18 protein-coding genes are annotated in these 24,078 nt (G+C 70.0%); 16 read left to right on the top strand and 2 right to left on the bottom strand.

The features are described from left to right. The first annotated feature begins 240 nt into the window (after positions 1-240). The 16 genes from ACPEES_RS03750 (at position 241) to ACPEES_RS03675 (ending at position 21,330) form a co-directional block, all read left to right on the top strand. On the top strand, positions 241-1,011 hold the full coding sequence (locus tag ACPEES_RS03750) for a type II secretion system protein (RefSeq protein WP_435101180.1): 771 nt from the start codon (positions 241-243) through the stop codon (positions 1,009-1,011). Positions 1,012-1,044: 33 nt separating this feature from the next. Next, positions 1,045-1,935 (top strand): type II secretion system protein, encoded by an 891-nt coding sequence (locus ACPEES_RS03745; protein WP_435101179.1) that lies wholly within the window; start codon positions 1,045-1,047, stop codon positions 1,933-1,935. A gap of 3 nt (positions 1,936-1,938) precedes the next feature. Beyond that, positions 1,939-2,418: a hypothetical protein gene (locus ACPEES_RS03740; RefSeq protein WP_435101178.1), complete on the top strand. Its 480-nt coding sequence runs from the start codon at positions 1,939-1,941 to the stop codon at positions 2,416-2,418. Then, positions 2,415-3,725 (top strand): hypothetical protein, encoded by a 1,311-nt coding sequence (locus ACPEES_RS03735; protein WP_435101177.1) that lies wholly within the window; start codon positions 2,415-2,417, stop codon positions 3,723-3,725. Before ACPEES_RS03740 ends, ACPEES_RS03735 begins: the two co-directional genes overlap by 4 nt. Beyond that, positions 3,722-4,258, top strand: a complete 537-nt coding sequence (locus ACPEES_RS03730; protein ID WP_435101176.1) for a hypothetical protein — start codon at positions 3,722-3,724, stop codon at positions 4,256-4,258. The genes ACPEES_RS03735 and ACPEES_RS03730 overlap by 4 nt, the downstream gene beginning before the upstream one ends. A gap of 24 nt (positions 4,259-4,282) precedes the next feature. Further along, entirely contained in the window at positions 4,283-4,909 is a 627-nt protein-coding gene (locus tag ACPEES_RS03725; RefSeq protein WP_435101175.1) for a hypothetical protein, read from the top strand. Continuing rightward, positions 4,906-5,649 (top strand): type II secretion system protein, encoded by a 744-nt coding sequence (locus ACPEES_RS03720; RefSeq protein WP_435101174.1) that lies wholly within the window; start codon positions 4,906-4,908, stop codon positions 5,647-5,649. Before ACPEES_RS03725 ends, ACPEES_RS03720 begins: the two co-directional genes overlap by 4 nt. 52 nt (positions 5,650-5,701) lie before the next feature. Continuing rightward, on the top strand, positions 5,702-7,375 hold the full coding sequence (gene mshL, locus ACPEES_RS03715; protein WP_435101173.1) for a pilus (MSHA type) biogenesis protein MshL: 1,674 nt from the start codon (positions 5,702-5,704) through the stop codon (positions 7,373-7,375). Beyond that, entirely contained in the window at positions 7,372-8,004 is a 633-nt protein-coding gene (locus ACPEES_RS03710) for a tetratricopeptide repeat protein (protein ID WP_435101172.1), read from the top strand. The genes mshL and ACPEES_RS03710 overlap by 4 nt, the downstream gene beginning before the upstream one ends. Before the next feature lie 52 nt (positions 8,005-8,056). Next, the gene (locus ACPEES_RS03705; protein ID WP_435101171.1) at positions 8,057-9,772 is read left to right on the top strand and encodes a GspE/PulE family protein; all 1,716 of its coding nucleotides are present in this window, start codon (positions 8,057-8,059) and stop codon (positions 9,770-9,772) included. Next, complete coding sequence (locus ACPEES_RS03700) at positions 9,769-11,046, top strand: type II secretion system F family protein (protein ID WP_435101170.1); 1,278 nt, start codon at positions 9,769-9,771, stop codon at positions 11,044-11,046. The genes ACPEES_RS03705 and ACPEES_RS03700 overlap by 4 nt, the downstream gene beginning before the upstream one ends. Positions 11,047-11,048: 2 nt before the next feature. Continuing rightward, positions 11,049-13,313 carry a hypothetical protein gene (locus tag ACPEES_RS03695; RefSeq protein ID WP_435101169.1) on the top strand — a complete coding sequence of 755 codons (2,265 nt, stop codon included), beginning with the start codon at positions 11,049-11,051 and terminating at the stop codon, positions 13,311-13,313. Further along, the gene (locus tag ACPEES_RS03690; RefSeq protein ID WP_435101168.1) at positions 13,310-14,380 is read left to right on the top strand and encodes a prepilin-type N-terminal cleavage/methylation domain-containing protein; all 1,071 of its coding nucleotides are present in this window, start codon (positions 13,310-13,312) and stop codon (positions 14,378-14,380) included. Before ACPEES_RS03695 ends, ACPEES_RS03690 begins: the two co-directional genes overlap by 4 nt. Next, complete coding sequence (locus ACPEES_RS03685) at positions 14,377-15,528, top strand: type II secretion system protein (RefSeq protein ID WP_435101167.1); 1,152 nt, start codon at positions 14,377-14,379, stop codon at positions 15,526-15,528. The genes ACPEES_RS03690 and ACPEES_RS03685 overlap by 4 nt, the downstream gene beginning before the upstream one ends. Then, positions 15,497-16,240 carry a type II secretion system protein gene (locus ACPEES_RS03680; RefSeq protein WP_435101166.1) on the top strand — a complete coding sequence of 248 codons (744 nt, stop codon included), beginning with the start codon at positions 15,497-15,499 and terminating at the stop codon, positions 16,238-16,240. The genes ACPEES_RS03685 and ACPEES_RS03680 overlap by 32 nt, the downstream gene beginning before the upstream one ends. Positions 16,241-16,407: 167 nt before the next feature. After that, entirely contained in the window at positions 16,408-21,330 is a 4,923-nt protein-coding gene (locus ACPEES_RS03675; RefSeq protein ID WP_435101165.1) for a chitobiase/beta-hexosaminidase C-terminal domain-containing protein, read from the top strand. A 62-nt stretch (positions 21,331-21,392) separates the two neighbouring features. Here the strand turns inward: ACPEES_RS03675 and ACPEES_RS03670 are convergent, their stop codons facing one another. Continuing rightward, positions 21,393-22,058 carry an energy-coupling factor ABC transporter permease gene (locus ACPEES_RS03670; protein WP_435101164.1) on the bottom strand — a complete coding sequence of 222 codons (666 nt, stop codon included), beginning with the start codon at positions 22,056-22,058 and terminating at the stop codon, positions 21,393-21,395. A 92-nt stretch (positions 22,059-22,150) separates the two neighbouring features. Continuing rightward, the gene (locus tag ACPEES_RS03665; protein WP_435101163.1) at positions 22,151-24,058 is read right to left on the bottom strand and encodes an ABC transporter ATP-binding protein; all 1,908 of its coding nucleotides are present in this window, start codon (positions 24,056-24,058) and stop codon (positions 22,151-22,153) included. Between the last annotated feature and the right edge of the window lie 20 nt (positions 24,059-24,078).

Genomic DNA, 24,078 nt, shown 5'->3' with positions numbered 1-24,078 from the left:
CAAAACGTCCTATGCCGATTCCGTTAACTAGGCATGCTTGCCGCGTCTTGATTCCGGGGTGACCCGTCGCCGCCGTTGCGGTGACCCGCCGACGCGTATCACTCGACCCGTGCGCTGTCACGGCGGCGGATCACCCCGGCCCTGCCCCGCCACCCCAGGGCACCGGCGCGTGCGCTCGTTCGGGAGGCGCCTGGGCCGTTTGGCGGGAATCGTCGCCGTGGTGACGGAGAGCAACACATTATGAGACCCAGCACATTATCGATTCCCCGGTCGCAACGGGGCTTCACCCTGGTGGAAATGGCCGTGGTGCTCGCCGTGATCGGGCTCGTGCTCGGCGCGGTGATGATCGGCAAGGACGTTCAGCGCAACGCCGAATACACCAAGATCAAGCAAAAGTTCGTCGATCAGTGGGCGGTGGCCTACAACGCCTATTACCAGCGCACCGGAGTACCGGTAGGCGACAGCCAGGTCCAGCCGCAGCTCATGGTCAACGGCCAGGGCTGGCTCGCCGATACCAACAACACCGCCTCCGGTGGCGACATGACCAACGCCAGCTCACCGGGTGAGGTCTGCGCCGACACGCAGACCGTGAATCTCCGCGACCTCATGCTGCACGCCGGCGTCGAGATGCCCCCGGGCCGTGCCGAGGGCTTCGAGGATCGCTACGTCTACCTGGACAGCAACGGCAACCCCCAGGAAATCAAGGTCTGTTTCCGGTGGAACCCGCCGGGCACCGATTCCGGCGCCGGCAACGTCATGGTCATCTCGGGCCTGACGCCGGATCTCGCGCGCTTTCTCGACCAGAGCGTGGACGGTCAGGCGGACGCCCAGGAAGGCGTGTTCCGGGAGGCCGGCATCACCGCCAGCGGCGACAACCAGCCGGGCACTCAGTGGGGCGCCAACAACACCTACGCGATGGACGCGAGCAACGCCACCGGAACCGGTGACGGGTCGGCCCTGGACGAGAGCCAGATCGTCACCGTCACCGCCCACTACAAGATGAACCAGTAAGCACCGCAGGCAATGCCACGAGAGAAACCAGCCATGCATACACCCATGCGCCGGCCCCGCCGGCAATCCGGCTTCACCCTGGTGGAGATGGCGGTGGTGCTCGCCATAGTGGGACTCATCCTCGGCGCCCTAGCGGTCGCCAAGGACGTCCAGCGCAACGCCGAATACACCAAGATCGCGAACAAGTTCCTCTACCAGTGGAAGCAGGCCTACGACCAGCACTACCAGCGCACCGGCGTCGTACTCGGCGACTGCCAGCAAGCGCCGACGTACATGGTCAACGGCGCGCAGACCCAATTCGGCGGTACCGGCAAAGGCGACGTGTGCCAGCGCCAGAGTGCCTGGGGCGGCGGCTCCGGTGGCGCGGGCATTCCCGCCAACTTCAGCAACACGGGGCTGAGGATCTGCAACGGCCAGGGCTATGCCAGCGGCGCCGTGGGTGCTGGCGATCCGGGGCTCGCCACTGAGAACCTGCGCGCCCTGATGCTGCGTGCCGGCGTCGCCATGCCGCCGGGTCGCGGCGAAGGCTTCGAGGACCGTTTTCTCTACGAGGACACCAACGGCAACGCCGCGGAGCTGCAGGTGTGCTTCCAGTGGAACCCCGACGGTCAGCGCTCGGGCGCCGGCAACGTGATGGTCGTGCGGGGGCTCACCCCGGACCTGGCGCGCTTCGTCGACCAGCTCGTCGACGGCCAGGCGGACGCCCGCGAGGGACGCTTCCGCATCCAGGACGCGCGCGAGCACCAGTCCACCGACCAGGCCAACGCGCCAGGTGATCAGTGGGCGGCGAACAACACCTTCGAGCAGGTGACGCAGAACCCGACCGCCGGCGGCATCGACCCGAGCAACGCTACCGGCGATGGCCGGACCCTCGACGAGGATCGCGTGGCACTGGTGACAGCGCACTGGCGCATGGAGCAGTAGGCCGTGGTGTGGCGGGTCAAGATCGTCCTCTACGTGGCATTGCTGGCGGCACTGGCGGCCAGCGCGTACTACGCCCAGGGCGGTATCGCGGCACTCACCGGTGCCCGACAGCACGCCGCCCTGGCGAGTGCCAGGCTGCATGCACTGAAGCAACAGCTAGCGACGCTGGACCAACGCCAGGCCCATGAACGCGACGTCCGCGTCGTGCTCGACCGTGCCGCACGGCTGGGCCTCGACGTCCCCGACCGCTGGCACGAACGCCGGGTGCTTCACCGCAGCGACACACTCACCCGCGACCGCGTGATCGCCACGCTGGACGAAGCGCTGGGCGGCCCGGGGACCGCGTTCGTGCCAACGGCGTTCCAGGTCAGCGTGCTGGCGCCGCGGTTCGGGCTGTTCCGCTCACCCGCAGAGGATGACCCCGGTGTGCGTTTCCAGCTCGAGGGCTCGCTGCACTTCCCGATCGAGGACGAGACGCCATGACCAGCGACACGATCCTCACCGCCACAGGACGCTGGCGACTGCTCGGGCGTGACGGGCATCTGCGTTCGATTCCGCCCTACGGCCGGGTCGACCGCAGCGTGCGCGTGATCACCGATTTCGAGGACGCACACATCGGCGTGCTGCGCTTCGAAGGCAAGCCCCAATACGCCCGCGCCATCATCGAACGCCACGTTCGCGACGCCGGCTGGGTCGAGGGCCCGAGCCACGTGATCATCCACCGTCTGAACCGGCATCACGGTGGCGGGCAGGCATTCTTCACCGCGGTCACGCTGGCCGTCTGGCAGCGCACGCTCGACTGGGCGCGGCTGCAACGCAGGCACTGCCTGATACTCCCGCTCGGTGCGTTGCTCGCCGGCCCCGGGGGACCTCGGGCTCGCATCCTCCACCTGGGGCCGCGACTGCGCTGCTTTGCCGACACCGATCAGGGCATGCGCTTCGAGGACGTCTTCGCCGGCGGCGGCGGCACGGACGCACAGCGACGTGCTGCGCGCACACTGGGCACCTCCCTCGCTGCGCTGAAGCCGGCAGGCAACGACACCGCCGCGACGTTTCCGCACATCGAGTGGCTGGCGGCGGACACCGACAGCCCTGCCCGGGAAGAGGCGCTCGCCGATGAAGTGCGTGCCGTCGCCGGCGCGACGGTCACCGTATCGGCCGCGCGCCCCTTCCGGGACCCCGAGGGCTCGCACGGTGACGACGGCATCCATAGCGCACTGCCGGCGCACGTCGAACGCCTGGGTGCCGGCGCAGCCGTCAATCCCATCGTCGAGCGCATTGCCTGGTGGAGCGAAGCCTGGGCCATGCCCGTCGTCGCCGGCGTCGCCGCGCTCGCCCTCGGGCTCGCGGTAGCCGGCCACTATGCCCGCACCCTAGCCGATGACGAAGTCGCGCGGGCGCGCGCGCTGGACGACCGCATCGCCCAGCGCGAGAGCGCCCTCGAAGCCGCCCGTCGGCCCGACGCCGACGACCGCCTGCGGCGGGTGAGTGAATTCGTCACCGCGCTCGCCCGGGGTATCGCCTATTCACCGGCCGTGGTCCTGCGCGACGTCCGTGATGCGGCAGCGCCGCCGCTTGCCATTCATCGCGTTCGCATCAAACGCGACCGCCAGGGCCGCTACCACCTGCGCGTCGACGGCATCGACCGCTCCCGCGACGCCAGCGCCGCAGTGCGCGCGTTCCTCACCGCGCTGCGCCGGCGCGGCTGGCAGTCACAGCCGCTGGAACCGGCCTCATCGGCCCCCGGCAGTTTTTCATACCGCCTCACCCGGCAGGAGCGGGAGGCATGAAATACCTGTTCGCCGTCTTCAACCTCGTCGCCGTCGCCTGCATCGGCTGGGTGCTCACCGAGCTCCCCGGCGCCGCGGGCGCCACGAGCCCCACCCCGGTCGGCACCGACGGCGGCGCGCGCATCGCACCGGTGACCGAGAAGCAGCGTGCCCGCGTGGCACGCCTCGGCCGGGCACTCGACACCGTCGAGACCGCGCTCTCCGCGTCCAGCGGGAAGGCCGCGCAGGCCCTGATCGCACCGGCGCCACGTCCCGAACCGGAGCCGGCCTCCACGGCAGTGGCCCGCACGGCTGCCCTGTCCGAGCGCAACCTCCGCCTGGTACTGGACGCCGAGACCCCCATGGCGGTGATCGACGGGGAGCTGGTAGGGGCCGGCGACACCCTGCCCAACGGTGGCCGCGTGGAAGCGATCGATGGCGCCCGGGTCGTCGTACGCGAAGCCGACGGCCGGCGGCAACGGCTCACCGTACCGGCGGCGCGCCTGGGCGTCGGCACCCTGCGCCGCAACCCGCCGGCAGCCCACGTGAACTGACCGGAGCGCAACCGGAGGCCCACGTTGAACCGACAAGCCCTCTACGGATTCCTCATCGGTGCCGCCGTGCTCGGCGTCGTGCTGCTGTGGTTCCAGACCGTGGTGATGCCCGATCGGACAGCGCGACCCCGCGTCGATCTGCCGAGCGCGCGCACGAACGACGCCCTTCCAGAGCCGGAAGTCGCGCAACCGCCCGCTGCGAGTGACGACACTGCGCTGTTCGGAACGAAAGAGGTACCGCCGCTGTTCGACCGGACACGCCGCCACGCAGAGCCACCGGAGACCGGGGGCGGACCCACGCCCCCTGGCGTCGAGCTCTCGCGCACGCAGCAGCGGACAATCGCGCGCATCCAGCGCGAGCTCGCCGCCGTGAGCCGGCCCGGAACCAATGCCTCGCCGGCGCAGGTGGGGCGGCTGCTGCGCGGCCTGCGGGAGGCCATCGGCAGCGACCGGGTCGGCGGTGTCGACCTCGAAGCGCTGGAAGACACCGTCGACCGCGCCGGACGCATTCAGTCCCTGGCCCGGGAAATGGAAAGCATCGCCGAAAACCCGGGCAAAGGCGACGAGCAGCGGTTGCAGACGTTGATGACGCGGATCCGCAACCTGCAGCAGGGAATGCCCGAATCCGTCAGCACCGACGAATCCTCGTGAACCGATTGCCGGGCACCCCCCGATACCGGCCGTGCGCGGGCTACACCGCCGTGGAGCTCGCGGTGGCCCTGGCAGTGGTGGGGGTGCTGCTTTGGACCGTGGGGAGCAGCTACGTGAACGTGGACACCACCCGAGAGCGACAGACCGCCGTGGTTCGCGGCGAGCACGTGCGCGACGCCATTCGCGCCTTTGCGCTCGCCAATGCCCGCCTGCCGTGCCCGGACGCCGCCGGCGACGGCTGGGAGGACACCGCCGGCGGCGACTGCCCGGCGGAGCTCGACACCGGTTTCGTGCCCTACCGCAGCCTGGGACTCACGCTGCCCGACGACGCCTGGCACGCCCAATACGGCGTCTACCGCCGGCCGGCGTCGAATCGCCGCGACGACGCGGACCTGGCGGTGGTGGCCGAGCGCGGGGGCAGCGGCGTATCACGCCTGCTCCACGGCCTGGACAACGCCGCCGGCGACGGCCTCGACGCGGGCCGCATTCACCTCACCGGCGACGGCGGCCCGGCGGGCGCGATCGACTGTGGCGGCAACCGCCGGCGCCATGTCGCGTACTTCCTGGTGATCCCCCTGCGCGACCGTGACGGTGACGGCAGCCGTTTCGATTCCGTGAACGCACCGTCGGCACCGGCGCGCTGCGCTTATGCGCCGGGCACCGGCCGCGCCCATGACCGCGACGACGTCGTGATCGCCGAAGGGTTCACTGCCCTCGCCGGCTGGCTCGGCGGGCGATGAGCGAGTGAAACCGGTCGCCGGCATTCCAACACCCAGAATCGAGAGTCGAAGGATGAGTTTCACCGATAAACGCGCCACCGCTGCCGCCCTCTCGGCATCGGTGCTCCTGCTGGCCGGCTGCGCCACCCAGCCGCCGCGAAGCCTCGACAACCTCGACGGGGTGGACGACACCGCCCCGCGCGAGCTCGCCTCGCGGGTCGCCGCCGAGTCGCACAAGCTCACGGGCACGATGGATGCGCTCAGCGACAAGTTGGAGCAGCGCAGCGAGCCGCCCGAGCTCGAACCGGTCGCACCGCGTTTCGATCCCCTGGAGGCGGAGACCGTCTCCCTCACGCTCTCCGGTGCACGCATCGACCAGGCCTTGCAGGCCCTCGGCGCCAGCTCCTCGCTCAATCTCCTCATCGACCCGCGGGTGGTGGCCCTGACCCAGCGGGCCACGCTGTCGCTGGAGGACGTGAGCGTGCGCGAGGCCATCGACCACATCCTCGCCCTCTACAACGTCCACGGCGAGCGCAAGGGCAACACCCTGCGCGTGTCGCTCACACGGGAGAAGGTCTACGCCCTGGATTTCCTCAACAGCGCCAGCGGCCTGCAGCTTCGCGCCGGCGGCAACGTCTTCGGCGCCGCCGCGCCGGGTGGCGAGGGCGGCGGCAGCAACGCCCTGCGCGGAGACGTGTCCCTGACCGCCAAGGGCGGCGTCGAAAGCGACCCCTACGCCCTGGTGGAGGAAAACCTGCGCGCCATGCTCCTGGACGAGGACGACGCGGCTACCGACGAAGAGGAACGCGCCCGGGAAGGCAGCCGCAAGACCGTGGTCTCGGTGGACCGCGTGGCGGGCACACTCTACGTCAAGGGCCGTCCGGACAAGGTGAAAGCGGCCAGCCGCTACGTGGCCCGCCTGGAGAAGACGCTCTCGCGGCAGGTGTTCATCGAGGCGCAACTCATCGACGTCCGCCTCAGCGACGGCTTCGAGTTCGGCATCGACTGGACCGTGCTGCGGGACAACTTCGGCGGCGTCGTCACTTCAGCCGCCACCAGCCTGAGCGGGGCGGAGCTGACACTGCCGAACGACGGCGGCGCGCTGCCGGGGAGCATCCTGCGCATCCCCGAGCGCAGCCTCACCGACAGCAACGGCAAAGGCCTGGGCGTCGCCTACCGGGACGGCAACTTCGGCGCGGTGCTCCAGGCGCTGGATTCCTTCGGCAACGTCTCCGTGCTCTCCAACCCGAACATCCTCGCCCGCAACGGCACCCCGGCGATGCTCAGCGTCGGCACCACCTCGCGCTTCGTCTCCAGCAGCTCGGTCACCGAGACCGCGCCCGGCGGCGGTGCCTCCACCACCACCGCCGACGTGGAGACGGATACCGTGTTCTCCGGCGTGATGGTGGGCGTGGTGCCGTTCATCCGCGACAACGGCTCCGTGGAGCTGCTGATCCGGCCCATCCAGACCGAGGTCGACGAGCGCAGCCTCCGGCTCGTGGACGTGGGCGGTGAGACCCGGGTCTCGCTCCCCAGTGTGAACCTCAAGGGTCTCACCACCACCCTGCGCCTCAACGATGGCGACCTGGCACTCATCGGCGGGCTCATCGACCAGTCCGCCAACAAGTCCGACGAAGGCGTTCCGGGCCTGTCGTCCCTGCCGCTGGTCGGCCGGCTGTTCGGCCAGCGCCGGCAGCTGAGCGCCACCCGGGAGCTGGTCATCGCGCTGCGGGTACGCGTGCTATGAGCCGGATCCGCCGTGCCCTCCCCGACCTCGACCGCCGGCCGGGCCGCAGCGTGCAACGCCGCGGGCCGACCGGAAACCAACGGCATCGGTGGCAGGTGCGCCTGGCAGTGGCCGCCGGCGCCTTCGTCATGGCCGTGGTGTCGTCACCGCTGCCGGCCGCCCCCGCGTCCGCGGCGCCGCCCCGTGACACGCAAACGCCGGATGGCGCGGATACGGGCGCTGCGGCGACCGCCACCGGAGAAGGCCGCAGCGGCGTGCACACCCGCACCTCCGTGGAAGCGGCCCGGGCCCTGCACCGCAGGCTCGTCAAGCAGGTCGCCGATGAGGATTGGCCGGGCGCGAGGGCGACGCTGGCCCGCGCCCGCCGGCAGCTGCCCGACGGGCATCCGCTGCGTCTTCGCCTGACCGGCTGGTACGCCCTCCGGCACGGCGATCGCGAGCGTGCCCGGCGCCTCTACGAGCGGCTGCTCGGCCGCCTTCCCGGCGACGTCGAAGCCGCCATCAACCTCGCCGGCATTCACCTGACCGCCGGACGCCCCGCGGCGGCCCGGCGTGTGCTGGCGCGCGCCCGGCATCACGCCAAGGACGCCGACGCCCTGCGGGACGGCCTTCGCCGACTCCGGGAGTGACCCCACGGGCGCGCTGAACGCGCAGTGAATGAGGATGCGGAGCCAAGCCAACATGCTCGAATTCACGAACCCACGCCGACAGCCCGACGCGGATGCCGGCAGCACACCCGGAGCGGGAGACACGCCAATGCGTGTCGGCGAACGCCTGCTCCACAAGGGCGTCATCGGCCCGGCCGAGCTCGACTACGTGTTGCAGAAGCAGGCCGTCGAGGGCGGTCGCCTCGGCAACCTGCTGGTCAACCACGGCCTCGCCACGCAGAAGGACGTGGCCCTCGCCCTCGCCGAACAACACGGCGAGGCGGTGACGTTCGTCAGCCTGGACACGCTGCCCGAGCCCGATATCGAGGCGACGCGACCGTTCAACCAGGCGCTGTGTCTGGCGCAGGGGTTTCTGCCACTGCGCCTCGACGACGACACCCTGACGGTGGTGCTCGGCGACAGCGCGCCCGATGCCGTGGCCGAGGTGGTCCGCCGCCGCACCGGCTGGCGGGTGCGTTGCCTGCAGGGCGAGTTCACGCGGGTCACCCAGGCAATCCGGCAGCACTACTACTTCGCCGAGCACCCGCCGGAGGCGGTCATCCAGCGTGAGCTCCGGCTGCTGGAGCAGGACGTGGACCGGGTCCACAGCCCCGAGCGTCTGCTCGAACACATCCTCAACCTCGCGGTGCGCGAGCGCGCCACCGACATCCACCTGGCGCCGACCCGCGACAGCCGCCACGTGCTTTTTCGCATCGACGGGGTGCTGCGGCCCATGTTCGCGCTCTCCCCGGCCCTCGACCGGCTCAACGGCTTCATCAAGCTGTACGCGGAAATGGACGTCGCCGAGCAGCGTCTGCCCCAGGACGGCAGCTTCAACCGCGAAGTGCTCGACCAGCCGTTCACCGTGCGGGTGTCCTCGCTCATCGCCGAGCACGGCGAGCGCATGGTGTTACGCCTGCTGCCCGAGCGCAGCGACCTGGACAAGCTCGAGGATCTGGGCTTCCACGGCGACGACGTAGCCACCTTCGCGCGCCTGTTCGCCCGCCCCCACGGGTTGGTTCTGCTCACCGGCCCCACCGGATCCGGCAAGAGCACCACCCTGCACGCCGCCCTGCGCATGCAGGCGCTGATCGAGCGCAACGTGCTCACCGTCGAGGATCCGGTGGAGTACCGGGTGCCCGCCGTTGGACAGACGGAGGTCAACGAGCGCGCCGGTTATGGCTTCTCCAACGCCCTGCGCTACTTCCTCCGCCACGACCCGGACGTGATCCTGGTCGGTGAGATCCGCGACGCCGAAACCGCCCGTGCGGCCCTGGACGCCGCCTCCACCGGTCACCTGGTGCTCTCGACGCTGCACGTGGGCAGCATCTTCGGCGTGGTGCCGCGCCTGAAGCTACTGGGCCTGGACGTGGAGACCGTCGCCGAGAACCTGATCGGCGTGGTCAACCAGCGCCTGGTCCGCCGTGTGTGCCCCCACTGCCGCACGGCCGTCACCCCCGCACCGGCCGAACGCGAGTGGCTGCGGCTCGCCCCCGGCGAGCCGGTATACGAAGGTGCCGGCTGCCGGCACTGCCGCGGCAGCGGCTTTCTCGGCCGGCTGCCGGTCTACGAGCTGTTGCTCCCGGACCGGGCCGTCGCCGACGCCATCGCCGTGGACTGCCCGCGCGGCGAGCTACGGCACATCGCCGAGGCAAGCGGCATGCGCTCCATCCACGCCGTCGCCCGCCAACGAGTCCGTGCCGGCGAGACCACGGTCGGCGAAGTCCACCGCGCGGTGGGGGCGCCGTGACCGTGAGCCGGCTGAAGACTTACTACTACCGCATTCTCATGCCCCACGGCCGGCTGCGTACCGGCTTCTACCGCCTCGCCGTGGAGCGGGACTTCTCGGTACGGGTCCGGCTGGAGCGGGAATACGACGCCACGGTGGTGACCCTGTGGCCCCTGCCGGGACCACTGACGGGGGCCTACGCCCTCGTCGCCCGCCTCTTCCGCCGCGACGTCCGCCCCGAGGAGCTCGCCGGTTTTCTGCGGGATCTCGGCGTAATGCTGCGCGCCGGCGTGCCGGCCCTGGAGGCGCTGCGGACCATCATTCAGGAAGGGCGTACTGCCGGCGCTGCCGGCATCGCCCACATCGCCCGCCAGCTCCATGACGATCTGGATGCCGGCGTGTCCGTCACCGAGGCGTTCGCCCGGCGGCCGGACATATTCCCGGAGACCGTGCGCAACCTGGTCGCCATCGGCGACCGCTCCGGCAACCTCGAGCGCATGCTCATCGAGGGCGCCGAGCACACCGAGCGGATGATGAACATCCGCCGCGACATCCGCACCGCGCTGATCTATCCGCTGTTCGTGTTCTCGGCCATTTTCGCCGTGGCCGCGTTCTGGATCACCTACGTCGTGCCCACCATGGCGGAGCTCTTCCGCCAGCTCGACGCCGAGCTGCCGGCAATCACCCGCGGCCTCATCGCGCTCTCCGGCGCGGTCGCCGGCCACCTGCCGGTGGCCGCCGCGATCCTTGCGGGCGTGACCGTCGGCGGGCGCTGGCTGCTGCGCTACCACATACCGGCGCGCCAGGCATTTCACGAGGCCGCTCATCGTCTGCCGGTGGTGCGGGCACTGGTCACCGCCTCCGGCATGGCGAGTCTCACCGAGCATCTCGCCATCCTCGTGCGCTCCGGGCTGGATCTCGCCAGCAGCCTCGACGTGCTCACCCGCGCCACCGGCGACCTCCACTACCGTGCCCGCCTGGCCCGGGTCCGTGACGCCGTGCTCCGGGGCGAGCGCGTCGCCGCCGCCATGCGCCGGGTCGGCGGCTTCCCCGCCATGGCGGTGCGGATGATCAGCGTCGGCGAGGAAAGCGGCTCCATGGAGGAGCAGCTCCGCCACCTCTCCGGGGAATACCGCAAGCGCCTGGACGTGCTCGTGCGCTCCCTCGCCGAGGTGATCAAGCCCGCGATCATCCTCGTCGCCGGGGCGGTGTTCTTCGTGCTCGTGCTCGGCCTGCTGGTGCCGATCTACGACCTCATCCGCCAGTCGCTGGCCATCAGCACGGGAGGCGCCTGACCATGCGCGGTCGATCGAGCCTTTCGCGGCAGCACCAACGCGGCTTCGGCCTGCTGGAAGCGCTGCTCGTCACTCTGCTCCTGGGCGGCACGCTCATCGCCGGCTTTCTCTGGCTGCACGTCCGTCACGCCACGAACGCGGCGACCGACCAGATCGCCGCACTGCGTCACGCCGACGCCGCCGTGGCGGGATTCGCCGCCGCGCACTACCGCCTGCCCTGCCCGGACACCGACGATGACGGGCTGGAGGACTGCGGCGCCGGTGGCGAACGCGGCAGCCTGCCCTGGCGCACGCTGCGCGTTGCCGACCCGGCGCTGCGTGCGCGTATCGCCCAGCTCGACTACGTCATCGACCGCACCGGCAGGGATCTCGCCGTCAGCGCGAACGCATTCCGGCCAGGCAAGCTCGGCACCGCCGAGTTCAGGCAGATCACCGGAGACGGGCTGATCGACGATGCGGACGCCGGTGCGGGCGAATTCCATGCCCTCGACAACGTGGGCAGCGTCGATTTCTGCGTGATGCTGGGCACGAGCGCGTCCGCCGGCGGCCCCGAGATCGCGGGTGGCGGCGGCCCCTTCGCCTACGCCGTCGTCGATCCGGGGGTCGTGGATGCCGACGGCGATGGCGATCCGTTCGACGCCGCCAACGCAGCCGGCGGCACCACCGTCGAATCCCCGCAGCGCGGCACCGGCGCCGACTACGACGATCGCGTACTCGCCCGCGGTCACGCCAATCTCTCCACAGCGCTCAATTGCCCGGGCCTGGCCTTGTCCCTGGACTCGGTAGCCCTCGCCCAGAGTGTCGTCCACGAGGTGGACAGCCAGCTCAAATGGCTCACCGCCAGCGCCAGCGTTGCCACCGCCGCGAACGGCGTGCGCGTGGGTATCCAGATCAAGAAACTCGCCGATTCCATCACCCTGCTCAGCACGGCGAGCACCGAGCTCGGACTGGCGAGCAGCGCGCTCGCCGCCGCCATCGGCAGTTGCGTGGTCATCGTCGGCTGCGCCGAGATCCCCCACGCCGCCGCATGGACTGCCGCGGCCGCCGTCGCCGTGGCAGCGGCCAGCGTCGCCGTCTCTGCCAACGTCACCGCCATCGCCTTTCACGCGGCGGCCACGGCGACGACGCTGAGCGCGGCCATTCTCGCGGGCACGTCCATCGACGAGACAGGCGGCAGCATCGATCTCTCCGAACTGCGCGAAACCGCCCAGGACGGCTACGAGAAGGCCGTTGAGCAGCGCGACGAGGCCGAAGAGAACCTGCAGGACGCCCGGGACGAGGAAGCCGACTCCCTCGCCGACCTGCGCCAGGCCCGCGCCGGTCTTTACGACGGTGCACGCATGCTGGTGGAAGAGCGCAACGAGAAATCCGACTACTCCGACTACCCACTGGACCACCTGGATCCCTACCTGGACGACGTGCGTACCACCGCGCGGGACCTCCAGAAAGCGTACACGGCGGAGGAAGAAGCCAAGGAAGCATTCGAAAACGCCCTCGACGCCAGCTCCGAGAACGACGACGCCGATCCCGACGAGCTCGATGGCGCCATGGACCGAGCCAGGGAGGAGCTCCGCGAAGAGATCGCCAACGAGGACGATCCCGACAGACGCGCCGAGCTGGAGGCCGCCCTGGCGACGCTGGAGGACAACGTCAACACCAGCAACGACGAGCAGGCCGACAAGCTGCGTGCGTCCATCGCCGACATCGACGCCCGGATCGACGAGCTCGACGAGACCATCGCCGAGGAGGACGACCCGGACCGGCGCGACGACCTCAAAGCGCGCCGCGACGACCTGGTCGACGCCAGACGGCGCCTGGAGGACCAGCTCGACGACATTCAGCCCGACCTGGACGCCAAGGTCCAGGCGGTGGAAGACGCCGTGGCCGCCACCGAGGCCGCCGAAAGCGACTATGCCGACGCCCGCCAGGACGCCATCGACGCCGCCCGGATGCACTACTGGCGCTGCGACGAGGACGACCAGGGCAACTGTCACTGGTCCTACGAGACCCATGACGGCCGCGGCGTCATCAAGATGCTCATCGACAACTACGCCGACGCCCTCGAGGACTGGTGGGTGCGCGGCCAGGAAGTCGCAGTCGCCGAACACCAGCTCGCCGAAGCCCGCGAAGCCGTCACCCGCGCGGAGCAGGCCCGCGACGCCCTCGCCGACGTGAGCTACAGCGGCGACGACGCCAACGCCATCGTGGTGTGGGACAAGACCGACGAAGCACTTCGCGCCGCGGACCGCAAGGGAGGCACGCAATGACACGAATCAGCCGCGGATTCTCGCTGGTGGAGCTGGCGGTCGCGCTGGCCGTCGCCGGCGCCCTGGGGCTGGTGGCCTGGCGGCTGGTGCCCCTGGCCCTGGATATCGGAGACGGGCCAGCGAACCGCACTGCCGTGTTGCGGGGGGAGCAGGAAGCCCTGGAGGGGTTCGCCCGCCAGCAACTGCGCCTGCCCTGCCCCGACGCCGACGGTGATGGCCACGAGGACTGCAGCGCGGGCGACCGCGGCACACTGCCCTGGGCCACGCTGGGCATCTCCCGGCCGGCCTCTCCCGTGCGCTACGCCGTCCACCGTGGCGGCCAGGCCGATCTCGCCGTCGCCACGCCTCAACGCTATCAGCCACATCTGCCCCCGGGCAGCGACAGCGACGTCCACAATGGTCTGGATCTCTGCCGGCGAGTGCTTCGCGCCACCTCCGGTGCCGGCCTGCACGTCGGCACCGGTGCACAGCGCACCGCTGCCGCATACGTCCTCGCTCACCCCGGTGGCGATCGCCGCTTCGGGTTCGACGACGGCACGTTTCCCCTTCCCGGCGACCACAGTGCCGGTGACGACATCGTCATCGCCGCCGGCGCCGGCGCGCTCGCCGGCCGGCTCGGCTGCGTGGCGCGACTTCCGCGTGCCCGCGGCAGCGCCCGTGCCGCCTATGCGGCCTACGACCTGGAACGCGTGGCCGCGCTCTACGAGCGTTTCCGCGCATTCGCCTACGACGTGCGCAAGACCAACGTCGCCATGGCCGAGGCCGCCGTCGCCCTGGCGAGCCTCGATCTCGCCAACGCCATCGGCAGCACTGCCAGTGCCATCGCGCTCACCGCGCTCACCAAGGGCGTGAGCAGCGCGAGCATCGCCGGTGCCGTGGCCAGCATCACCGCCGCGGTGGGCTCGCTCGCCGTCGCCGGCACCAAGCTGGGACTCGCCAACGCCGCTCTGGACAGGGCGGAAACCCGTTACGACAACGCCCGGCCTTACCACCAGCGTGTACGCATCACCCGCGACCGGCGCATCGACACCGCCGTCGGCACCGACCAGACAGGGTTGCGGCCATGAGCACGCGCAGGCAAGTGGGCTACTCCCTGATCGAGCTCAGCATCGCCCTGGCGGTTCTGGGTCTGCTCAGCGTCGGTCTGGTGAGCTACTGGGCCGCTGCCGATGCCACGCGGGTGGCGGACGCCCAACGCGACCGGATGGTGAGCGCGGAGCAGGCGCTGCTCGGATTCCTGTACGCCGAGCACCGCCTGCCATGCCCGGCGAGCGACGACGACGGTGTGGAGGACTGCGGCGGCGGGCGACAGAAAGGCTTCCTCCCCTGGCGAACCCTTGGCCTGCCGGACGCCGCCGCCGGCCGGCTGCGCTATGGCGTTTACCGGGACGCCGCCGCCGGGCTGGACCTGGCGGTACGTGCCGACCGGTATGCGCCGCTCGTCGCCACCCGTAACCGCGGCGCCGACGAGCAGTTGCTCGACGGCGGCACCGCCAACCTCCTGGACGTCTGCTACGCGCTCAACGACGCCGGGAGACAGGCGGGCGACGATGCCGGGCGGCTGCACGTGCTCGACGACGGTGAACGGCGCGCCATGGCCTATGCGCTGGCCGCCCCCGGCAGCGGCGACGCCGACGGCGACGGCCGCGCGTTCGACGGCAACCAGAGTGCCGCGGCCCCTGCATTCGACACGCCCGCGCGGGCACGCGCGGCGGACTATGACGACCGCGTCACCGCGGCGGCCTTCCCGGCGATCTTCGGCTACCTCGGCTGCGGCGAGGCGCTCGGGGCCATCGGCCATACCCATTTCAATGCCGGCATCGGCGCGCGCTTCATGGCCATCGCCCTGGACAACTACCAGGAGGTGCTGGTCGCCCAGCTGGTGCTCGCCGAGGCCGGCGTGCTGTCGGCCACCGCCGGTCTCGCCTCGGCCACCGGCGGCCTCGCCAGCGCCGTGGGTGAGACCGCCCTGGCAGTCGCCCAGGCCATCGGCTCCTACGGCGCGCTCTCGCCCATCATCGCCGCGGGGGCCGCCTCCATCGTCGCCAACACCAGCGCCACGATCACCGCCGCGGCCAGCCTGGGTGTGGCCATCGCCGGCTCCGTGGAGGCGGGGCTGCGCGTCGACGAGGTCGCGCCGCTGGTCACCGAATCCGCCAATCTCGCCGACGAGACCGAAAGCAATGCCAAAGACGCCGATGCCCGCGGCCTTTGATCCGACGCCGCCGCGCCCAGCCCGGGGTACGGGACGAACCGGTGGCTTCACCCTCGTGGAGATGGCGGTGGTGCTCGCGGTGATCGGGATCATCATCGCCGCGGTCACCATCGGGCGGGATCTTCATCGCAATGCCACCTACCAGCGCATTGCCTCGACCTTCGTGCAAGGCTGGCAGGTGGCCTATGACGCCTACACCGCCGGCACCGGCATCGTGCCCGGCGACCATGCCGCCAACCCGTCCGGCCGCATCAACGGCGACGGCAGCAGGCTTTGCAACCAGGGCAACGCCCTGCTCGACACCTTTCTCGCCGCCGGCATCCGGCTGCCCCAGGGGCGGGCGGAGGGTCACAACGATCGTTACGTCTACGAGGACTCCAACGGCATCCCCCAGTCCGTGCAGGTCTGCTTCGATTCGGTGGCCTGGGCCGACCCCGGGGCCAGCGCCGGCACCTACGTCATCCGGCAGCGCAACGTCATGGTGCTACGGAATCTCACACCGGCGCTGGCGCGCTTCCTCGATGCCCGCCTCGACGGTGCCACGGACGCCCGCTTCGGCCGTTTTCGCGAAGATGTCCAGGCCGCTCGCACCACCACCGCCAGCGCCGCCTGGAGCGTGGACGAGCGGGTTGCGTTCGGCGAGAACACGGCGACGGCGCGGGACGAAGACCAGGTCGCGGTGGTCACCGCGTTCTTCCGCATGAACCGCTGAGAAGCCAAGAACAACACAACCGGTAACAACGATGAATTTCGGAAAATTCGCATCGATCATCGCGTTGGGGCTGAGCGTCACCGCCAACGCGGCCGTCTACTCGGGATCCGGCTCGGGCACCAGCGCCGCCCCCCTACGTCATCACCAGCGCCGCGCAACTGGTCGAAGTGGGCAATTTCCTCAACGATGCGGACGTTCACTTCGCGCTGGGCAGCGACATCGATCTGTCGTCGTATTCGGACTGGGGTCCGCTGGGGGACGATACCAACGCATTCGGCGGCCACTTCGACGGCCGGGGGCACGCCATCGGTGGCCTGCAGATCGCCCCCGATCCCGGCCCCATTCCGCGCCAGTTCGTCGGCCTGTTCGCGCGGTCGACCGGCGCGATCGAGAACCTCACTCTGGCCTCGGTGGCCGTGAACGCCAGTTCCGCGTACTACGTCGGCAGCCTCGTGGGCAGGGTGGAGGCCGGTGGCAGCCTTCGCAACGTCTTCGTATCCGGGTCCGTCGCCGGCAGGGGGAGTGTCGGCGGCCTGGCAGGCGAGAGCCTGGGGACCATCGAAACGTCCTCGGCGGATCTCCGGGTATCCGATTTCGAAAGTCATGGCGGCGGCCTGGTCGGTCAGCTGGGCGCCAATGCCACCGCCGGTCACGTTATCGATTCCCATGCCACCGGGGCCGTTACCGGCGGCGACACCGCCGGAGGACTGGTGGGCCGAGTCGTCGAGGGCAGCGTCACCCGATCCTATGCCACCGGGCGCGTCACCGGCAGCCTGACCGCCGGCGGACTGGTGGCGGAAATCATCGCGGGGACCGTGAGCCAGTCCTTCGCGACGGGCACCGTCGACGCCTCCTACGATGTCGGTGGCCTGGTGGGCATCAATGGCGGCGGGGTTATCCAGTCGTATGCCGTCGGCGATGTAACGGCCACTCAGCCACGCGTCGGTGGTCTGATCGGTACCAACGCCAGCGGGGCGACGGTCACCGAGTCCTATTCGGCGGGGTTCGTGAAAGGCAACGAAGTCAAGGGCGACCGGGGCGGTCTCATCGGCCGTAACGATGCCTCTCCGGGCGCCGTTGCCCGCTCGTTCTGGGACACCACCGCCTCGGGATACACCACCAGTGCCGGTGGCACGGGCGAGGCGACCGGGGCGATGGCCGATCGTGCCATTTACGATGCGGCTGGCTGGGACGACACCGTATGGAGCTGGGTGGACGGCCGTTACCCCGCCCTGAAAGCCATTACCTACGATGACGGCCTGGACTGGGCCGCCCCGGCGGCCCCGGCCGCCGATCCGCTTGGCGGGCTGTACAACGCCGACCAGACCGTCACGCTTACCGGCGAAGCCGGCGCGTCCCTGTACTTCACCCGGGACGGAACCGCGCCCTCGCCCGCCAGCAACGCCTATACCGGCCCCATTACGGTCACCGCCACCACGACGGTAAAGGCGATTGCCGTCGATACCGCGGGCAACCAATCCGAAGTGCTGAGCGAGACGTACACCATCGACAAGACGGCGCCGGCGAAGCCGACCGTCGATTTGCCCGGTGGCATCTACAGCAGCGACCAGTCCGTGACGCTCAGCGGTGAAAGCGGCACGAGCCTGTATTACACCCTGGACGGCACGGCCCCTACGTCGTCGAGCACGCTGTATTCCAGCCCCATCACCATTACGGACTCCACGACACTGAACGCCATTGCCGTGGACGCGGCGGGCAACGCCTCCGGTGTGCGCACGGCAACGTACACCATCGAGAAAGGCTTTGCCGGTGGCGACGGCTCGGCAGCGGACCCCTGGCGCATCGCCACGCCGGAGCAGCTGAACCATGTGCGGACCTACGTGGGCAACGCCCACGCCGGCCGGCATTTCCGGCTGGTGAACGATATCGATCTGGCCGCGTACCTGGCGCCAGGCGGCGCCGGATACGCCCAGTGGGGGGACGCCGGGTGGCGGCCCATCGGTGATAGCGGGACGTCCGCATTCGCCGGCGTCTTCGACGGCAACGGCCATGTCATCTCCGGACTCGTCATCGACCGACCCTCTCGCGACCACGCCGGCTTGTTCGGGGCGGTCTCCGGCGAGATCACGGATGTCGGTATAGCGAGTGCCACGCTGACTGCGCGATCGAGGGCCGGCGCTCTGGCCGGGACCATCGCCGGCACCGGTGCTTTGGTCTCGCAGGCGTGGGCTTCCGGGACCATCAACACCGCAGACGGTTACGCCGGTGGACTCGTCGGCCATCTGGACAGAGGGGCGCTCGAGCGGAGCTTCAGTACCGCCTCCGTGAGCGGCTCCAACTATGTTGGTGGACTGATCGGGCGCACCACGAGTCACGCGTCCGGATCCACGATCGACCGTGCCGCTGTCAGGAATGCCTATAGCACCGGCGACGTGAGCGGTGAGCGATACGTCGGCGGCCTCGCCGGCGCCAACGACGGTGCGCTCCAGCGCACCTACAGCACCGGGCATGTCAACGGCGACACCGATACCGGTGGCCTGATCGGATCGCATGACAGCTTCGCACAGTACGACGGCACCAGCTTCTGGAACACCGGGACCAGCGGCCTGGCAACCTCATCCGGCGGTGCCCCGGTCATGGGGATCGAAACCGCGGCCATGAGACGGGCGGCGACCTTCTCCGGCTGGGACTTCCCGGCCACCTGGCGGATCATCGAGGCCGGTTCCTTTCCCACCCTGACGGATACCCCGCAAGACCCGCTCCCAGGGCTGGTCGCCCCGGACACCGACAACATCCTTTACGTGGACGAGAACGTGAACAGCACGACCCAGGGCGGCGGGAGCTGGTCCGAGGCCATCCCCGAGCTGGCCGACGCCCTGCGCTGGGCCCGTGCTCGGCACGACAGCGGCGAGGGCTGGGACCGTAGCAACCCCCTGCGGATTCACGTCGCCGCAAGCCGCTACGAGCCACATTACCGGGCGGCGGACTCGACCACGGACGGCAATCCCACTAATGCACGGGACAACGCCTTCGTGCTGGTCCCCAACGTTCGCATTCGCGGTGGTTTCAATCCGGGTGACGACGTCAGCGTCGGTCTGCCCGCGACCACGACACTCAGCGGCGATCTCGGCACCCGGGGCGAGGACAGCGACAATGCCTACCATGTGATCGTCGCCGCCGGAGACCTCGGCGGCGCCCGCCTGGACGGGGTGCGCATCACCGGCGGACAGGCCAACGGCTCCGGCGCCGTCAGCGTCGACGGTCACCGTATCCCGCGGGATGCCGGCGGCGGCCTGTATCTCGCCTCGAGCGCTCTGCCCCTGAGCAACGTCGCGATCACCGGTAATGCAGCCAGGGACGACGGCGGCGGCATCCACACCCAGGCCGGCTCACCCGCCGTCGTGAACGCGACGATAACGGCCAATTCCGTATCGGGTGGTCACGGCGGTGGCATCCACATCGCAAACGGCGGCACGGTGTCCGTGACCAACACGATCGTGCGGGGTAACCGTCGGGGCAGCGGCAGCCCGGACAACCTCTACGCCGCCGGCAGCACGCTGAACGTCCGCCATTCGTTGCTGGAAGGCGATCCGGGGAGCTGGCACTGGGGGATGGATCGCACCGGCAATGATGGCGGTGGCAACATCATTACCCCCGTTTCGCCCTTCGCCGACGAAGCCGGCGGCGACGTCCGCCTGCGCCCCGGCTCGGCAGCCGTCTTCGCCGGCACGCCCGCGCCTTACCGCACCGGCGGGGCCGCCGAAGACGTCACTACCGATGTGTCCGGGAATCCGAGACGGGTGGACGGCTACATCGACCTGGGCGCCCATCAGAGCCCCGGCTTCGTCGTGTCCCTGGACCCGGACGCGCAACAGGCAGCGCTGGGCAGCGCCTACGCCCCCATCGGCGTGACCGTCGCCGCCCGCACCGATACCGGATTCGACCACCCCGAACGCTACCCGCTAGCCGGCGGCAGCGCATTGGTCCGCTACCCGACATCCGGTGCCACCGCCACCTTCGGCGGGGCGCCCGGGAACCCTTACGCGCTGACCCTCGATGGCGCCGGTCAGGCCGCCACGCCCGGCGCTGTGGCCAGCGGGAACGCCGGCCCCTTCGCCGTCACGGTCGCGCTCAATGGCGCGGACGCCGCAACCGCACGGATGCGCAACATCGACGTCCACGGCGTGACCGCCGCCGTGTCCGGAAACGGCAGCATCACGCCGGCGCAGCAGAAAGTCGTCCACGGCGGGGCCGCCACCTTCGACGTAGTGCCGGACACCGGGTGGCAACTGGTCGCCGTCGGCGGCGATACCTGTGACCCGGTCGCCAATGGCGACGGCACCTGGACGGCCGCGAACATCACGAAGGACTGCGCCGTGGAGGCGGCCTTCACGACGATCATGCATACGGTCACCGCCTCCGCGGGACCCAACGGCACGGTCACGCCCGATCGACGCGACGCCGCCCACGGCGCGACGACGTCGTTCACCGTCACTCCCGAGCGTGGCTACAACGCGAATTTTGGCGGTGACTGCCCGATGGGCACCCAGACCGGCGACCGCTATACCACCGGCCCCATCACGGGGGATTGCCAGGTGGCTGTGACGTTCATGCCCAGCCACCCCGAACGCGTGGAAGTCACCGGCGGCGACCGGCAGAACGCCCCACCCGGCGAGGCCTTCCGGACACCGCTCACGGTGCGGGTACTCGACACCGAGGGACAGCCGCTAGGCGGCGTCACCGTGACCTTCCGGGTAGTCTCCGGGGACGCCACGCTCTCGCAGCGCCCGCGCCACGCCGGGTCCGGATTCACGCTGGGACTGATCAGCACGGCAAACGCACAGGCCGCAGGAGTCACCACGGTGGCGGTCACCACCGACACCAAGGGGCGTGCGGCGGTCTACGCCACCGCCGGGCAAGGCAGGGGGGAAGTCGTCGTCACCGCCGAAGTGGCGGGCGCGAGTGCCCCGGCTCGATTCACCCTGCGCAACGCGGCAGACACCGCGCCAACCGCCGTGCCGGCTACCGGTATTCCGGCGCTGGCGGCGCTCTCGCTGCTGCTCTGGGCGGCGGGGGCGATCACGACGGGTCGCGGTCCCAGCGCCACCGCCGCCCGCCGACGGCGGTAACGCGTTCTGGCGTATCGGGCGGGGTGCCGGTCACGGCTGACACCCCGCCGGCTTCGCTCTGGCTACTCGCCCAGGTAGCGTTCGCGGTCGAACGTCGCCAGCCACTCCGGCCGATACACCACCAGCGGCGAGATCACCATGCCGTTGATGACGCCTTCCGGCAGCGCGGTGAGCAGGATCACGGTCCCCCATTGGTCCAGCGCGGCCACCGCCTGCGGCGTCCCGCCCAGCGCGAGCACCGCACCCAGGGCGCTCCGCCCCACGCCCCCCGCGAGCACCCCGCCGAAGAAGGCGCCGCCGAGCATGTAGACGAACGGATTGGCCGGCAGCCGCGCGGCGAGTATACGCACGTTGGCGTGGCTGATCAGCGCCGGCACGACACCGAGCAGCAGGCCTTCCACCAGGCCCATGGGCCAGGTTTCCAGTCCCATGACCACGGCGCCGAGCACGGCCACGAAAACGGCGAGCACCGCGAGCGGCCAGCCGAGCATCATCGTCGCCGCGGTGACGCCGAGGAAGTGGACGTCCGGCCCGTCCGGAAGTCCGCCGCGCAGCCACCACAGGAGCATGAGCGCCAGCGCGCAGCCATAGCTCAGGTGCTGCGCCCGGGAGCGCGCCCAGAGCAGGCCCCACGGCGCCTTCGCGAGCGCCGCCGCCAGCGCCACGACATACACGGCGCCGATTGCCCAGAGCCAGGGCGTGGTAACGGGCGACGACAAAACTTCCATGACGCTCCGATTGTCGGGTATGTCCCGTACGGCCACAACCACGCGCGGTGGGAGGCATGCGGCAGATCCGCCACGCGACGTTGCAGCAGGCCCTAGCCGGGTTCCGCCACGGCTTCTCTCGATGCGCCGCGATTGCCGGCATCCGGTACCGGACGGGAACCCGCCGCGACCACGTCCTCGCCCAGGAACCCACCCGACTGCCGTTCCCACAGCCCGGCGTACAATCCACCGTGTCTCAGGAGCGCCTCGTGGGTGCCGCTCTCGACGACCCGGCCCTCGTCAATAACCAGCAAACGGTCCAACGCTGCGATAGTCGAGAGACGATGGGCGATGGCAATGACGGTCTTGCCTTCCATCAGGTCGTAGAGCTGCTCCTGGATCGCCGCCTCCACCTCGGAATCCAGCGCCGAGGTGGCCTCGTCGAGAATGAGAATGGGGGCGTCCTGGAGGAGAATGCGGGCAATGGCGATGCGCTGACGCTGCCCGCCGGAGAGCTTCACCCCGCGCTCGCCGACGTGGGCATCGTAGCCCGCGCGACCGTGCACGTCCGTGAGATCGCGGATGAATCCGTCGGCATGAGCCCGGCGGGCCGCCTCGACGACTTCCTCGTCCGTCGCCTCGGGCCGGCCATAGCGGATGTTGTCGCGGATGGAGCGATGCAGCAGCGAAGTGTCCTGGGTGACCATGCCGATATGCCGGCGCAGTGACTCCTGGGCGACGCCGGCGATGTTCTGGCCGTCGATGGTAATCGCGCCGCCCTCCACATCGTGGAACCGCAGCAGCAGGTTGACCAGCGTGGACTTGCCCGCGCCGGAGCGCCCGATCAACCCCACACGTTCCCCGGAGCGCACAGCGAGGGAGAGATCGTCGATGACCGGCGTCGGCCGACCATAACCGAAGCGTACCCGCTCGAAGCGGATCTCTCCCCGCGTGACGGTGAGCTCGGGGGCGTCGGCACGGTCCTGCACGGCCGGCTCCCGGGCGATGGTGTTGATGCCGTCCTGCACCGTGCCCAGGTGCTCGAACAGACCGGCCACCTCCCACAGGATCCAGTCGGACATGGAGCGGATCCGCAGCACCAGGGTGATCGCCACCGCGATGGCGCCCATTCCGATCGTCGCCTGCTGCCAGGCGTAAACGGCGATGCCGGCGATACCGGCGAGCAGCAGCGCGTTGCTGGTCTGCAGGCACAGCGTCAGCAGCGTCACAAGGCGCATCTGGCGGTAAACCGTCTGCATGAAGCCGCTCATGGCCTCGCGCGCGTAGTTCTGCTCCCGCAGCGTATGGGCGAACAGCTTTACGGTCTGGATGTTGGTGTAGCTGTCCACCACCCGTCCGGTCATGCTCGCGCGCGCGTCAGCCTGCGCCATGGACACCCGACGCAGGCGTGGCACGAACGCGACCATGATGGCGGCATACGCCACCAGCCAGAGCACCAACGGCACCATGAGCCAGGCATCGGCCCGCCCCACCAGGAACATGGCCCCGGTGAAGTACACGACGATGTAGACGAAAACGTCCATGAGCTTCATGACGGTTTCGCGGATGGCCAACGCCGTCTGCATCACCTTCTGCGAGACGCGCCCGGCGAACTCGTCCTGGAAGAACGCCATGCTCTGGCGCAGCAGATAGCGGTGTGCCAGCCAGCGCACGATCATCGGATAGTTGCCGAAAATACTCTGGTGAATCACCAGCGACTGCAGCAGCACCAGCACGGGGAACCCCACCACCACGAGCGCGGCCATGCCCGCCAGCGTCCAGCCATGCTCGGCGAAGAATGTCGCCCGCTCGCTCGCCTGCAGCCAGTCCACCAGTGAGCCCAGGAAGCTCAGGAACGTGAGCTCGACGACGGAGATCGCCGCCGTCAGCACGGACATGAGCACGAGCCACGGCAGCACGGGCCGGGTGTAGTGGTAGACGAACGCGAGCAGCCCGCGCGGCGGTGTGCCCGGGCTGCTGTCCGGGAACGGATCCACCAGAGTCTCGAAGAAGCGGAACATGAAAACCTCGTCGGTATGAG

This window comes from Arhodomonas sp. AD133, from assembly GCF_051195215.1.
Lineage (GTDB): Bacteria > Pseudomonadota > Gammaproteobacteria > Nitrococcales > Nitrococcaceae > Arhodomonas.
Note: the sequence above shows the minus strand (reverse complement) of the source record. Positions and strands in the feature narration are given on the sequence as shown.